The sequence below is a fragment of the Neisseria sp. S1 genome (assembly GCF_048060015.1).
Lineage (GTDB): Bacteria > Pseudomonadota > Gammaproteobacteria > Burkholderiales > Neisseriaceae > Neisseria > Neisseria arctica.
In genome coordinates, this window is sequence record NZ_JBLUPI010000001.1 from 129,975 (window position 1) to 143,563 (window position 13,589).

Consider the following 13,589-nt stretch of genomic DNA (forward strand, 5'->3'; position numbering starts at 1 on the left):
ATACCAACTTAGCGCTTATCAAAACTCCACTTTGGGCGACATAGCAAAATATGCCAAATTACCAATGCCCAATATACATAAGCCTTATCCCAAGCTTTATTTTGCTTCTTGCTTAAACTGAAAACAGCAACTAGGGTTTGGACTACTGCATTTACTAATGTGCGCATTAAAGTCCCTACAAATAATAATACAACTGCTCCGATACCATAATGCTTGTAAAAATATTTGTAGCGAGATTCTTGAAACTGTACTCTGGCTCCGATCGGGCGTTTATTGGCACTTTCACCCTGCATATGCATAAGCTGTGCTTTGGGCTGATAAACAATCTTACCGCCCGATTTTATGATTCTCTTGCAAAAATCAGTTTCCTCAAAAAAGAAGAAAAAACGTTCGTCAAAAAAGCGTCCGTCTGCCCCCAGCCCCAACGCTTTTAATTTTTCAATATCAACAGCCATACAAGGCCCTACGATACTTGCTACCAGTGAGGGATTACTTCGGTCGTAATCTAAAAGCCTGCGGGCTACACTGCGATTAGTCAGCTCTGTTACCAGTGTCGGCTCCGGTACGACTGCTGCTTGTAGAGAACCGTCCGGTCGATGAAGCTCCGGACAAGCCAAAACAGCATTAAATTGTTTTAGAGCTTCAACCAATAGAGCTGGCACATCATTTTTAAACTCAATATCCGTATTTAAAATTAATGCAAAACGGCTTTCCGAAGCATTCAATCCCGCATTCACAGCTGTTGCGAAACCAGAGTTATAACCCATTTCGATCAGCTTAGCTTCCGGCAAGCGGGCTTTGATCTGTGCACAAGAATCATCAGCCGAACCGTTATCCACTACACAAATCCGATATGGTAGAGAAGTTTTATTTAGTGTTGCCACTGCAGCAAATAATAAGTCGGCAGAGTTCCAATTAATAAAAATCAGTTCAACCTGATCCATTCTTCATCCTTTTATATTTACATAGCCGAATATTTTCCTGCTGTATGTAGCAGTTCGTCTTTCTTTTCAGACGGCCTAATAATTCGCTTATTATACCCGATAAGGATAACGCCTCTCTTTAAATATTCCCACGTATCCCCACTTAAACCATTATGACAATACCAAACCACCGTAAAAAATTGAGCCAAAAACTCCCTCATCGAGATGAAATTTTCGCATCCCGATGGGCAAAGCCGTTTGCGCCTATGTTTGACAAGCCCTATTTTTGGACACTTAACCGTAGACAAGCGGCTGTATCTGTAGCAGTAGGCTTATTTTGCGGACTTATGCCGGGCCCGACGCAAATGCTTAGCGCACTAATGGTTGCTTATTTTTTGCGTACAAACTTACCGGTTGCTTTATTTACTACGCTGTATACCAACCCTCTAACCTATATGCCTCTTTACTATGCCGCCTACCGTATCGGCGCATTAATTCTAGGAAAAGATTCTTCAGAAAGCTTGGAATTTCCTTCTTTAGATAATAATAACTTTATTATCGAATCATGGAATTGGCTGTTAGGTGCCGGTAAACCCCTCCTGGTCGGTGTTCCTACACTGGGCATAACATTGGCAATCATCGGATATATTGGCGTTTTATGGATATGGCGGTTACGTACCACTCATAAATGGCACAAACGTAGGGGGAAAAATGCAAAGTAGCTTTAGGGCTCTTACGGATACTGAAATCGAAACGGCAAAAAAGATTTTTGGCAATAGTATCGATTATCAAAAAGTACGTATTTTTAAAGGTATTCCCTTACTACCTTTCATTAAGACAGCAGTGGCTCCCTGCAACAGTATTTTTTTTCCGCGCAGTAATTGCCCTGATGATTTTACTTGTACAACCGAATCTCACCAAATGTGGTTGATACACGAACTCACCCATGTTTGGCAGTATCAAAACGGCTTTAAACCATTATTGGCCGGAATATGGCTGGCTTTATGCGGCGGATACCGACATAAAAAAGCTTATGCTTACCCTAATCTTGAAAGCATCCGCTCATTTTCCGATCTAAATATGGAACAACAAGCCGATATGCTGGCACACTACTATGCGGGTAAGTATCTCGGTTGGCAGAACTATGTTAAACAGCTGCCTTTATTTGAAAATATTCTGAAAGAATTTCTAAGCAATCCAAATAGCAAAGCCTTGTTGCCTTCCTATCAAAAGCAATACACCTGATTTATAGGGTTACTTGTGCAAAACAAGCAAAGGCCGTCTGAAAACTATTCGCTTTTCAATGAAATATGATTTTCGGCAATACGGTTACAGCCATTGTTCCAAATGGAATTTTTGCAAGCAAGATGCCCAACATATTGTAATCTGGCAGTAGCTCTAACGGTGGCAATATCACCTTCTCGCATATGTAGAATATCTTGCGGTGTCACCCATTCGGCCGGAGTTCGTGTGAGCGGTTTACCAATGGCGTTAAATGCTTCTATCACAAATTGGGAACAAAAAAAGCCCTGCCCTGCAAAAGGTGTAATTAAAATAGTTGCCATAGAGCTAAGACAAAAATGGCGTATGTGACGCGGCATAATAGGTAATTCGCAGACATTGCGGGTGATAGAATAGGTGCTTTGTTTGGCAATACCGAGATAATTATAATTTTTTCCTGCCTGCTGTTCGGCAAAATGGCGTAATTGCAAAATATCTTCTTCATTTACATCCGGGTGTCGGAAAGCAGCCATTAAATTAGACTCTTGTAGGGCTTCTTTTAATGGTCGAATGCGCACACCGGAACCTACTGCTTCGGCAATTTGCCCATCACCCAAATAAATAAAAGCATGACTGACGGCAGCGTTATTAAAAAGACGTACACCTAGTGAGACCACTGAACGGTTAGCAGAAAATAAAATATCGCCTGCTTGCAAATCTTGGCTTTGAATGGGGCGAGCTTCGGCTTTTGGTAAGGTGCTGCTGCGCGCGTATTTGAGTTTTAAACCGTGTTCATTTTTCTGCCATTGTGTAGCACAAGCTGAAAGTGCACCTATTACAGGTAGTAGAAGAACCAATCTTTTCATAATACTGCTGATGTTGATTTTGGTGTATTTATTTTCAGTAATGTCTATATTTTACCGTTTGGCCATGTGTTTTTATTTTTAGTTTGCCTGAGAGTTAGCGAATTTGGTTAAATGGTAGTAAATACGCTAAGGGTTTGCTTATAAGCTGCTGCTTGAATGAGGTCATCTAAGATATGGTTACATGCCTTGGTACGAATCAATCGCCCAAAACAGTTATGATTTTGCTGCTGGCCTCGAAAACGTTAATTTGCATAAGGTGATTAACACCGCACTTTTCTATCCAACGGTTATGATGCTATTTTAATCATGATGGTGTAAGTGATAGATCTGAGCAACCGCATCCACCAGCTCGTTATCTTGCCCACTCGCCTTATTCAAGGTGCGCGTAGGTGAATGCAGCAGCTTATTGGTAAGCTGTACTGACAAACGTTCCAGCACTTCCTCCGGTGGGGTGCCTTTTGCAAGCTGTTTCATTGCATTTTCGAGAACGTAACGACGTGCACGCTCGCCTTCGTCACGCAAAGCACGGATTAAAGGAACGCTCTGACGGCTTTTTTGCCACTCAATGAATTCACCTACTTTCTGCTCAACCATGGTTTCCGCTTCTGCAGCAGCTTTTCGACGCGCTTCTTTTCCCTGTTGCACGATTGCCATCATATCGTCAACCGTATATAAAAAAGCATCATTAAGTTTGGCAACTTCTTTTTCAATATCTCGAGGCACGGCTAAATCCAGCATGAATACAGGCATATAATGACGCCGCTTTAACGCTTGTTCCACCATACCTTTACCGACAATCGGCAACTGGCTGGCTGTAGATGAAACCACTACATCATACTGGTGAAGAATTTCAGGTAGCTCAGTTAACAAACAAGGCGAGGCATTCACCCCTAATTTTTCGCACAACTCTTGCGCACGCGACAATGTTCGGTTAGCAACCGTGATCATTTTTGGATTTTTTGCTGCAAAATAAGTGGCTACCAGCTCAATCATTTCACCGGCACCGATAAATAATATATTTAAATCAGAAATATCCGGGAAAATTTGTTCGGCCATTTTTACCGATGCGGCAGCCATGGAAACCGAATTTTCCCCAACTGCGGTACCACTTCGTATATCTTTGGCTACAGAAAATGTTTTTTGGAATAAGGCATTCAACCAAGTGCTTGTCGTACCTTGCTCTTGAGCAACCCTGACTGCATCTTTAATTTGGCCTAGAATCTGCGGCTCGCCCAGCACCATACTATCTAGCCCACAAGCAACCCTAAAAGCATGGCGGATAGTATCGCTGCAACCGTAAATATATAAATAAGGTCTGATTTCCTCAACCGGCAATTGTTGGTAATCTGCCAGCCACTCGACTATAGACTCCGGATCGCCGATGCAATAAAGCTCGGTTCGGTTACAAGTAGAAAGAATAACGGCCTCTTGCGCCGCATGGCTATTAACCAACCCACGAACGGCATCCGGCAATACTGCGGCCGCAAACGCAAGTTTTTCACGTATGCTAAGGGGTGCGGTTTGATGGTTAAGGCCTATGGCGGTGAGTTGCATTATGAAAGTTGGTTTATTGTTAATAAGCAAACACGCTATTGTATCGCAAATCTCGATTGAAAAAAATGCTATATACCGATAGCGAAACAGTATATAAACCTAAAAACGGCTGCCTCTCTATTACCGCGCCAGAGGAAAATTCTATAGGCATATAAAAGATACAAACTAACAAATTTTCTATTCTATTTACATAGAAACAAATAGCTCATTTGCATATCTATTTATCGTTATCAGAAATAATAAATCAAGCAAATATCTATATATACTGCTCCAACAGTACTTCTGTCTTACTGTTAGGATAAATTCGAATCAGAAAATCTACTGTGATGTGAAACTTAAATCAACTGATACTGTGATTACTCAAATTTTCGGGTAGAAACTGCAGAGAAATACATCAGTCTCTTCAGCATTATAGTGAATCCATAAAAATCATCACTATAAAATTAAGAATTGGCGGAGAATGTTTTAAAGTCGCCTTTATTAAATAGCCGCATTTTTATATATATTAATTATTAAATCAAAAATATATTCTCTTGCTCAACAAGCTTTCGTAATAATCGGTAGCTGACGCCCGTCATCTCTATGGTTTTAATCGGATAGCTTTGCTGCGATTATTACGAAAACTAAAACAACAATCAAAGATATAAATTTACTTATTAATTATTAGAAAACTGTTGATTCAAACGTTCTTGACATCCACCCAAATGGCGGCGCATGGTTTTACATACGCGCGCACGTTTTCCTTCACTTAACAAATCCAAGATTTCTTTGTGTTCTTCATATGAACCATTGCGACGTACAGGTTTATCGAATACCGCAATCATAAGTGACGAACGCGCACAGAGTGAATTCATCATCTCGGTTAAAACATCATTATTTAGCAAACGTACCAGTTCGACATGGAAAGCATTAACCAAACGTACCCAATTAACTTTATCCCCCTGCTCGAATGCAATTTTTTCCTGCTCGATCATTTCATATAAAGGGCCTAACCGACTGGATAAGTCAGGTAAATCAAGTAACATTTCCATAACCATTTCTTCGAGTGCAATCCGAAGCTCATATACGTCTTTGGTTTCTTTAGCATCCGGTTCATGTACGAATGCACCTCGATTAGGCAACAAATCAACGATTTTGTCATGTGCCAATAATGACAAAGCCCCTCGAACAGTACTGCGGGAACAATTCATCTGACGGCACAGATCAGATTCCGTAAGTTTTTTTCCCGGCAGTAATACACGGTCGGTAATGGCGTCTAAAATAGCGGCGTAAACACGGAAAAGCTCGCTGTCGTGCCGCTCTTCAGGAAGCATAGATGAAGCGGCAGGCGCCTCTATTAAACGATTTTCTAATTCATTTTTCATAATATTTTTTCCACCGCATATATTGCAGCTTTGTTTTATTTTCAGAGAGACAGGCTTTAAATGCCTGCCTTATAGCTTATTACAGTACCAAATAATTTATGAAATATATTATAGCCGAAGTGCTAATATTGTTGACAGTTTATTTCTGCTGCTTAGGCAGGGCAGTTTGAATAGCCTGATTATTCTAATAAAAAAGCGGAATCCCGGTAAGATTCCGCACTCTTCACAAATTAAATTATAGTTTAGGCTGCAACGATTTCAAAGCTGTGACTGATTTTAGCTGCTTTGCCCAGCATAATAGAAGCCGAACAATATTTCTCTGCCGACATTTGTACGGCTTTTTCAATGGCGCTTTCTTTTAAATCATAACCAATTACTTTGAAATGAATATGTATTTCGGTAAATACTCGCGGGGTTTCATCTGCTCTTTTGCCTGTAACAGTAGCTTGGCAATCAACGATATTCTGACGCTGTTTTTCGGCAATCATCACAACATCAATACTTGAGCATCCCGCAACCCCCATAAGCAGCATTTCCATCGGGCTGGGGCCCCGCTTTGCCTTACCTTCGGCGGCGGATCCTTCCATGATAACACTGTGGCCTGATTCGGCCGTGGCAACGAAGCACATATTGTCGAGCCATTGAGAGGTAATCTGCATCTTGTTCTATTCCTTTTCGTGTATCGGATGAGGCGATACCAATATTCCGTCGGCATCGCTGTAAATATAATGACCGGGGATAAAATCAACCCCGCCGAAGCTAACTACGATATCTGTTTCCCCCAATCCGTCTTTGGCACTTTTACGCGGATTGCTGCCAAGCGACTTCACACCAAATTCCATCATATTGATGGCTTCGGTATCGCGGATAGCTCCGTTAATCACGGCTCCAGCCCAACCATTAGCTGCGCCTGCGCCGGCAATTAAATCTCCCATTAGCGCGCTATACAGCGAGCCGCCGCCGTCTACCACTAAAACTTCTCCGTTAGCCGGGCTATTCATCAATTGCTTGACCAAACCATTATCGCGGTAGCATCTGACAGTACGGATTTTTCCATAAAAGCATGCTCGGCGGCCAAAATGTTTGAATTGTGTTTCGCACGATGGTGTATCAGGGGCGATATCAATTAGGTCGGCAGTTGAAAAGTTAAATTTCTCACTCATATTGCGCTCCTTATTTCATGTTTTATCGAAGTACCTGCTTAAAGCTGAATACATTTGATTTGAAGCGTTTTCTTGAATATTTTTCAGACGGCCTTATAAAATAGAAGGCCGTCTGAAATTATTATTTACTGCAAAATCACACTTACAGGTTTTGCAGCATCCAATGCACATAACGGCTTACGCCTTCGTTTACATCGAGGAAACCATCTTCATAACCTGCCTCTCGCAAACGGGAAATATCGGCTTCGGTAAAGCTCTGATATTTGCCTTTGAGCGCATCGGGGAAAGGAATATATCTGATGAGCTCTTCTTCTACTAACTCTTTCAAGCTCATTGCCTGCTTGCCTTCTGCTACACGGCATGCATTAACTGTAGCAGCCGCCAAATCATTAAATGGTTGGCTTCGCCCTGTGCCGAGGTTAAAGATGCCGGATTGTTCAGGATGATCAAAGAAAAACAGATTAACTTTAACCACATCTTCAACACTAACGAAATCACGGGACTGCTCCCCGTTGCCGTAACCGTCGTACCCGCCAAAAAGATTAACATAGCCGTTTTCACGGTATTGGTTGAAATGATGGAAGGCTACGGAAGCCATGCGGCCTTTATGCTGCTCGTGTTGGCCGTACACATTGAAATAGCGGAAACCCGCAACTTGGGCGGTTAATCCCTGTTCCATGCGGCGGCGGACGATTTGGTCGAACAGGAACTTGGAATAACCGTATACATTAAGCGGTGCTTCCAACTCACGCTCTTCCCTGAAAATTTCACCCTTTCCGTAAACAGCGGCACTGGATGCGTATAGAAACGGAATACGCTCGTCTTGACACCAATCAAGCAAATCAAGAGTGTACTGGTAGTTGTTTTCCATCATATACAGGCCGTTATGTTCCATGGTGTCGGAACATGCACCTTCGTGAAACACCGCTTGGATATCATCGTAAAGCAGAGTGTGCTCACGCACTTGACGGATAAATTCATGTTTGTCGAGATAGTGTGCGATTTCGCAGCTAACAAGGTTTTTAAACTTTTCGCCTTTAGTTAAATTATCTACGGCAATAATATCGGTAATGCCGCGCTCATTTAGGGCTTTGACGATATTGCTACCGATAAAACCGGCGGCTCCGGTTACGATGATGGTCATATATTTTCCTCTACTATTTAGTGCCGTCTGAAAATACTTTCAGACGGCACTTCAATTTAATCTTGTGCCAAGGCGTTATTTAACTCTTCAAAACCGCACACGGCAGTCCCCAACTTAGCAACCACTACGCCTGCTGCCGCATTAGCCAAATGCATGGCTTGGGCAGTATCGAATCCGGCAGCCATTGCCAAACCCATAGTTGCAATTACGGTATCTCCCGCACCTGAAACATCATATACTTCTTGGGCGCGCGTAGGCTGATGGGTAATTTGATCTTCTCCAAATAAACTCATCCCCTCTTCGCTTCGTGTCAGCAACAAAGCATCCAAACCTAAGCGGCGGCGCAAGCCTTGGGTTTTCTCGGTTAACTCTTCTTCTGTTCGCCAACTACCGGTTACTTCCCTCAACTCCGCACGATTCGGCGTGAGTAAGGTTGCACCGGTATATTTATCGTAATCATCGCCTTTGGGGTCTACTAAAACGGGCTTTCCCGCTTCTCTCGCCCAATCTATCATAGCAGAAACGTGGGTAAGGCCGCCTTTGCCATAATCAGACAATACGATTACATCATATTCCGACAACAGGCTGCGGTATTGCTGTTTCACGGCGTCCAATATTTCTCGATTGGGCATTTCTTCAAAATCAAGGCGGATAAGCTGCTGATTACGGGCGACTACGCGTAATTTAACGGTGGTTGCAATTTCATTATCACGCAACAAATAAGAAGCAACACCGTCTTGCAACATCAGATTTTCCAATACGTCGGCGGCTTCGTCATCGCCTGTTACCGACAATAAAGCCGCTTTTCCACCTAAGGCGGCAATATTACGCGCAACGTTAGCAGCTCCGCCGGCCCGTTGGTCAATCTTACCGATTTTAGCAACCGGAACGGGAGCTTCGGGAGAAATACGCGAAACATCGCCGAACCAATAGCGGTCGAGCATCACATCGCCAACCACCAAAACACGTGCCTGTGCCAAGCGCTGTTTTAATTCTTCTGAACGGATATGGGCAATCATGGATTGGCTTTCTTATTTAATAACCTGCATTGGCAAACGCATTCACTTCGTCCAATACGGCAATAGGATTAACAGCTTGGGTAACGGGACGGCCCATCACCAAATAAGTAGAACCTGCCGCTAATGCTTGTGCAGGTGTCATGATTCGACGTTGGTCATCATTATTACCGGCAACATCTAAGCGGATGCCGGGCGTGACCAATACAAAATCTTCTCCCAAAGTACGGCGCAATGTAGCAGCCTCGTGAGCTGAACAAACCACTCCGTCCAGCCCTGAATTTTGTGCCAGTTTCGCCCAGTTTGCCACGAGTTCCTCTACAGGGCGGCTCAAGCCGATTTCGGCCAAGTCTGCCTGCTCCATGCTGGTTAATACGGTTACGCCGATTAACAGGGGTTTTTGGCGGTGATTCGCTACTGCATCGGCGGCGGCTTCCATCATACGGCGACCGCCTGAAACATGCATATCTACCATCCATACCCCCATATCGGCAGCGACTTTACAGGCTGACGCAACCGTATTCGGAATATCATGGTATTTCAAATCAAGAAACAGTTTGAACCCTTGGTTAATGAGGCTTTCGGCTAAATTTCTACCGGTAGCCGTAAACAATTCTTTGCCGATTTTCAACTGGCACAAATCGGGATTTAGGCGGCGGACAAAATTGAGCGTATCTTGCCCATTAGCAAAATCCAGCGCCACAATCACAGGAGTACGGCGGTTTTCCGAATGAAAATCGGCAATTAAAGGGTTCATAATATCTCTTTCTTATCAAATACTATTCAGACGGCATGCTTAATTATCCAGCCGTCTGAAAAAAGATTTCCGACAAATAAAAGCCTGCTGTTTTATTAAATTTTAAATACGCTATGTTGTACTTTTAGTATTGCAGCATGATTTTATCAGTTTTTAAGCAGGTCGAAACCTACTTCGGGCTGCCCAAAGCAAGTGCTTTCTGCTAACATCCTGCCGTTATTTGATGATTTATCCGATTATGCCGATTATTTTACCTCCCGTTTCATTCAAACGCCGACTGGCAGCTTTGATTTACGAAGGCCTGCTGATAGGTGCGGTAACCGCCGTGGCTGCCATAGCCGCCGGTATTGCCGCAACGGTGCTAAACGCCATATCTCCTTTTCTTTCCAGCATTTGCGTTACTCTTATTTTACTAATCTCTTGGTGGTTGTACTTTAAATTAAACTGGAACCGCCAAGGCCAAACGCTGCCTATGAAGGTATGGAAAATCGGTTTGACCAACCAGCAACAAGTCCGCCCGCCTCTGCCCCAATTACGTCTGCGCTTTATGTGGGCTTGTGTATTTGTGGTGTTTATCCCGTTATTGGCCTATGTAGGATTGCGTGATCTGCTCCATCTACCGCCGGTTAACGCCTTTTTTATGGCATTGATTTGGTGGATACTGCCGTGGGGATTTGCCTTTTTTAATGATGACCGCCAATTTTTGTATGATTTTTTATCGGGCACGCGCTTGGTAAATTTGAAAAAGACTGAAGAATAAACCTTTCATATAACTTAATAAAACAAAAAGATGCCGTCTGAAAACTTTCAGACGGCATCTTTTTGTTTTAGCTAAAGCTACTACTTGTCCAATTTAGCCTACCAAAAAATCTGCTTTCACAATGCCGGCCAAATCTAATTCCAATTTATCGCCGGTGTTCAGCTCTCCTACGCCGGCAGGAGTACCTGTAAATACAATATCACCTTTTCTTAATCCATAGGTTTCAGACAATTCTTTTAAAATATGCGATAAAGGATAAATCATATGTGAGGTTTGTCCTTGTTGGCGCAATTCTCCATTGATTTTAAAAGTAAAAACGCAATCATTTGGATCAGCCAGTTTATCTGCCTCAACGAAACGCGATAAAGCAGCCGCGCCGCGAAAACCTTTGGCTTTAGTCCAAGGCAAGCCTTTTTCTTTCAGACGGCTTTGTATGTCGCGTGCAGTCAAATCCAATCCGACCCCATAGCCCGAAATGATGGATAGCGGATCGGTTTGATTAATGGAGTCCGCATCTTGTCCTATCAATAATACCAGCTCGCATTCATAATGCACGGATTGGCTGTATGCGGGTAATGTTAGAGTTTGTCCGCTTTCAATAATGCTATTGTTCGGTTTCATGAAAACTACCGGTTCGGTAGGTGTTTCATTTTTCAATTCAGCTATATGGTCAACATAATTACGACCGATACAAAAAATATTGTTAACTTTTACTGTTTCTTGCTCTAAGTGGATTTGTGTCATCTCATATTCTCCTTCGAGTTATAAAAATACCGCCCTAGTTGTAGCCGGACGGTATTTTGAGATGGAATTTATCTGCTAATTTCAGACGGCCTATGCGTCTTTAATCAATCTGCCAATACCGCCAATACTTTACCTACAATTTCGCCGATAGCCACAGTTTCGTTTTCTTCTGCGGCGCGGGCCCGGTATTCAACGTTACCCTCTTTTAATGCACGGTCGCCGATAACGATGCGGTGCGGAATACCCAATAATTCGGAATCATTCAACAATACGCCCGCACGCTCATCTCTATCGTCCAACAATACATCCACACCTTGAGCCAACAACTCTTCATAAAGCTTATCGGCCGCTTCGCGTACACTATCGGATTTTTTGTAATTCATCGGCACAATCACCACAGTAAAAGGTGCCATGGCTTTTGTCCAGATAATACCGTTTTCGTCATGATTCTGCTCGATGGCCGCCGCTACGATACGGGTAATACCGATACCGTAACAGCCCATTTCCATGATTTGCGATTTACCGTTGTTATCCAAGAAAGTGGTATTCATGGCTTCCGAATATTTAGTACGCAATTGGAAGACATGTCCGACTTCAATACCGCGCGCTAATTTCAGACGGCCTTGCCCGTCGGGGCTGGGATCGCCTTCCAGTACGTTGCGTAAATCGACAAACTCAGGCTCAACCGCATCACGACCGAAATTGAAACCGGTGTAGTGGTAGTCGTCTTCATTGGCACCGATAACCCAATCGGCCGCTTTTTCGGTAGCAAAATCGGCATAAACGCGGCCTTTAAAGCCTACCGGTCCCAAGGAACCGCCGTTCGCACCGAATTGGTCACGAATCAGGGCAGGATTTGCCATGGTAAGCGGTGATTTTACACCTGCCAGTTTTTCGGCTTTGATATCGTTGAATTCATGATCTCCGCGCAATAGAAGCAATACCAACTCGCCCTCTTCTTCACCTTCTACCACGATGGATTTTAAAGTGCGCTCAATCGGTACATTTAGGAATGCTACCAACTCATTAATGGTTTTAACATTAGGAGTATGCACTTTCTCTAATGTCTCTGCGGCAGCGGCACGTTCGCCCGCTAGCGGCAGGGTGGCGGCTAATTCGACGTTGGCGGCAAAGTCAGAAGTATCACTGTAGGCAATAACGTCTTCACCACTTTCTGCCAATACTTGGAATTCATGCGAACCTGTCCCGCCGATACTGCCGGTATCAGCAGCCACGGGGCGGTAGTTCAAACCTAAACGGTCAAAAATCCGACAATACGCATCATACATCGGTTGGTAGCCGTCACGAACTAATGATTCATAGTCGGCATGGAAAGAATAAGCGTCTTTCATCACAAATTCGCGGGCGCGCATAACGCCAAAGCGCGGGCGAACTTCATCGCGGAATTTGGTTTGGATATGATAAAAGTTTTTTGGTAGTTGTTTATAGCTGGTGATTTCCTTGCGCACAATGTCGGTAATCACTTCTTCACAAGTCGGCCCCATGCAAAAATCACGCTCGTGGCGGTCTTTGATGCGCAATAATTCTTTACCGTAAAATTCCCAACGGCCACTTTCCTGCCATAATTCGGCAGGCTGCACTACCGGCATCAGTAATTCTACCGAACCGCTGCGGTTCATCTCTTCACGCACGATAGCTTCCACTTTACGTAAAACACGCAAACCCATGGGCATCCAAGTATACAAACCGGATGCGACACCTTTAATCAAACCGGCACGGATCATTAATTGATGACTGGGTAAAGTGGCTTCGGCAGGTGCTTCTTTGAGCGTGGAAATGAAAAATTGACTGGCTTTCATAATATGTAAATTCTGGTCATTAGAATGATGCCGCATTGTACAGTGAAACCGTGCCGAAAGTATACTTTTCTCACCGGAACCGCCGTATTTTGATAGTTGTCAACTGCTTTCATACACAGCTTTTTCAACCGCATTGTTTTTACTTATAATTTTTTTAAATAATAAGATTTATATCAAAATTTAAATAACTAATTGATTTTAATATGATTTTTAATTGACTATTTTTTAATCAGATTAAGCAGAGGATTGGAGTTTTC

The 13,589-nt window shown here is 43.3% G+C and carries 14 protein-coding genes; 3 read left to right on the plus strand and 11 right to left on the minus strand.

Features of this window, described 5'->3' with window-relative positions; translation table 11 throughout:
• Nucleotides 1-8 precede the first annotated feature (8 nt).
• The gene (locus ACEPPX_RS00670) at nt 9-944 is read right to left on the minus strand and encodes a glycosyltransferase family 2 protein (RefSeq protein ID WP_416622530.1); all 936 of its coding nucleotides are present in this window, start codon (nt 942-944) and stop codon (nt 9-11) included.
• Between the two features lie 245 nt (nt 945-1,189).
• Between ACEPPX_RS00670 and ACEPPX_RS00675 the strand changes: the two genes are divergently transcribed.
• Nucleotides 1,190-1,645, plus strand: coding sequence for a DUF2062 domain-containing protein (locus ACEPPX_RS00675; protein ID WP_416622531.1), 456 nt, complete (start codon nt 1,190-1,192; stop codon nt 1,643-1,645).
• Nucleotides 1,635-2,168: a type IV secretion protein Rhs gene (locus ACEPPX_RS00680; RefSeq protein ID WP_416622532.1), complete on the plus strand. Its 534-nt coding sequence runs from the start codon at nt 1,635-1,637 to the stop codon at nt 2,166-2,168. The genes ACEPPX_RS00675 and ACEPPX_RS00680 overlap by 11 nt, the downstream gene beginning before the upstream one ends.
• Before the next feature lie 44 nt (nt 2,169-2,212).
• Here the strand turns inward: ACEPPX_RS00680 and ACEPPX_RS00685 are convergent, their stop codons facing one another.
• The 8 genes from ACEPPX_RS00685 to pyrF all read right to left on the minus strand — a co-directional run bounded on the left by ACEPPX_RS00685 (nt 2,213) and on the right by pyrF (nt 10,008).
• Nucleotides 2,213-3,010, minus strand: a complete 798-nt coding sequence (locus ACEPPX_RS00685) for a YiiX/YebB-like N1pC/P60 family cysteine hydrolase (protein ID WP_416622533.1) — start codon at nt 3,008-3,010, stop codon at nt 2,213-2,215.
• A 300-nt stretch (nt 3,011-3,310) separates the two neighbouring features.
• Nucleotides 3,311-4,564, minus strand: a complete 1,254-nt coding sequence (gene hemA / locus ACEPPX_RS00690; RefSeq protein WP_416622534.1) for a glutamyl-tRNA reductase — start codon at nt 4,562-4,564, stop codon at nt 3,311-3,313.
• A gap of 656 nt (nt 4,565-5,220) precedes the next feature.
• Nucleotides 5,221-5,928, minus strand: a complete 708-nt coding sequence (locus tag ACEPPX_RS00695) for a GntR family transcriptional regulator (protein WP_047760120.1) — start codon at nt 5,926-5,928, stop codon at nt 5,221-5,223.
• 242 nt (nt 5,929-6,170) lie between these two features.
• On the minus strand, nt 6,171-6,587 hold the full coding sequence (locus tag ACEPPX_RS00700) for an OsmC family protein (RefSeq protein WP_416622535.1): 417 nt from the start codon (nt 6,585-6,587) through the stop codon (nt 6,171-6,173).
• Nucleotides 6,588-6,593: 6 nt separating this feature from the next.
• Nucleotides 6,594-7,091 (minus strand): ribonuclease E activity regulator RraA, encoded by a 498-nt coding sequence (gene rraA / locus ACEPPX_RS00705; protein WP_416622536.1) that lies wholly within the window; start codon nt 7,089-7,091, stop codon nt 6,594-6,596.
• Nucleotides 7,092-7,233: 142 nt separating this feature from the next.
• The gene (gene rfaD, locus ACEPPX_RS00710; RefSeq protein ID WP_416622537.1) at nt 7,234-8,235 is read right to left on the minus strand and encodes an ADP-glyceromanno-heptose 6-epimerase; all 1,002 of its coding nucleotides are present in this window, start codon (nt 8,233-8,235) and stop codon (nt 7,234-7,236) included.
• A gap of 56 nt (nt 8,236-8,291) precedes the next feature.
• Nucleotides 8,292-9,254, minus strand: coding sequence for a D-glycero-beta-D-manno-heptose-7-phosphate kinase (gene rfaE1 / locus ACEPPX_RS00715; protein ID WP_416622538.1), 963 nt, complete (start codon nt 9,252-9,254; stop codon nt 8,292-8,294).
• A gap of 16 nt (nt 9,255-9,270) precedes the next feature.
• Nucleotides 9,271-10,008, minus strand: coding sequence for an orotidine-5'-phosphate decarboxylase (gene pyrF, locus ACEPPX_RS00720; RefSeq protein ID WP_416622539.1), 738 nt, complete (start codon nt 10,006-10,008; stop codon nt 9,271-9,273).
• 223 nt (nt 10,009-10,231) lie between these two features.
• Between pyrF and ACEPPX_RS00725 the strand changes: the two genes are divergently transcribed.
• The gene (locus ACEPPX_RS00725) at nt 10,232-10,768 is read left to right on the plus strand and encodes an RDD family protein (protein ID WP_416622540.1); all 537 of its coding nucleotides are present in this window, start codon (nt 10,232-10,234) and stop codon (nt 10,766-10,768) included.
• 93 nt (nt 10,769-10,861) lie between these two features.
• Here the strand turns inward: ACEPPX_RS00725 and ACEPPX_RS00730 are convergent, their stop codons facing one another.
• Nucleotides 10,862-11,512, minus strand: a complete 651-nt coding sequence (locus ACEPPX_RS00730) for a fumarylacetoacetate hydrolase family protein (RefSeq protein WP_047760126.1) — start codon at nt 11,510-11,512, stop codon at nt 10,862-10,864.
• 104 nt (nt 11,513-11,616) lie between these two features.
• Nucleotides 11,617-13,332, minus strand: coding sequence for a proline--tRNA ligase (locus tag ACEPPX_RS00735; protein WP_416622541.1), 1,716 nt, complete (start codon nt 13,330-13,332; stop codon nt 11,617-11,619).
• Nucleotides 13,333-13,589 lie beyond the last annotated feature (257 nt).

What these genes read in the sequence shown, in the direction of transcription:
- ACEPPX_RS00725 (WP_416622540.1), top strand. Translation starts at nt 10,232, where the DNA reads ATGATTTATCCGATTATGCCGATTATTTTACCTCCCGTTTCATTCAAA.
- ACEPPX_RS00670 (WP_416622530.1), bottom strand. Translation starts at nt 944, where the DNA reads ATGGATCAGGTTGAACTGATTTTTATTAATTGGAACTCTGCCGACTTA.
- pyrF (WP_416622539.1), bottom strand. Translation starts at nt 10,008, where the DNA reads ATGAACCCTTTAATTGCCGATTTTCATTCGGAAAACCGCCGTACTCCT.
- ACEPPX_RS00675 (WP_416622531.1), top strand. Translation starts at nt 1,190, where the DNA reads ATGTTTGACAAGCCCTATTTTTGGACACTTAACCGTAGACAAGCGGCT.
- hemA (WP_416622534.1), bottom strand. Translation starts at nt 4,564, where the DNA reads ATGCAACTCACCGCCATAGGCCTTAACCATCAAACCGCACCCCTTAGC.
- ACEPPX_RS00735 (WP_416622541.1), bottom strand. Translation starts at nt 13,332, where the DNA reads ATGAAAGCCAGTCAATTTTTCATTTCCACGCTCAAAGAAGCACCTGCC.
- ACEPPX_RS00685 (WP_416622533.1), bottom strand. Translation starts at nt 3,010, where the DNA reads ATGAAAAGATTGGTTCTTCTACTACCTGTAATAGGTGCACTTTCAGCT.
- ACEPPX_RS00730 (WP_047760126.1), bottom strand. Translation starts at nt 11,512, where the DNA reads ATGACACAAATCCACTTAGAGCAAGAAACAGTAAAAGTTAACAATATT.
- ACEPPX_RS00695 (WP_047760120.1), bottom strand. Translation starts at nt 5,928, where the DNA reads ATGAAAAATGAATTAGAAAATCGTTTAATAGAGGCGCCTGCCGCTTCA.
- ACEPPX_RS00700 (WP_416622535.1), bottom strand. Translation starts at nt 6,587, where the DNA reads ATGCAGATTACCTCTCAATGGCTCGACAATATGTGCTTCGTTGCCACG.
- ACEPPX_RS00680 (WP_416622532.1), top strand. Translation starts at nt 1,635, where the DNA reads ATGCAAAGTAGCTTTAGGGCTCTTACGGATACTGAAATCGAAACGGCA.
- rfaD (WP_416622537.1), bottom strand. Translation starts at nt 8,235, where the DNA reads ATGACCATCATCGTAACCGGAGCCGCCGGTTTTATCGGTAGCAATATC.
- rraA (WP_416622536.1), bottom strand. Translation starts at nt 7,091, where the DNA reads ATGAGTGAGAAATTTAACTTTTCAACTGCCGACCTAATTGATATCGCC.
- rfaE1 (WP_416622538.1), bottom strand. Translation starts at nt 9,254, where the DNA reads ATGATTGCCCATATCCGTTCAGAAGAATTAAAACAGCGCTTGGCACAG.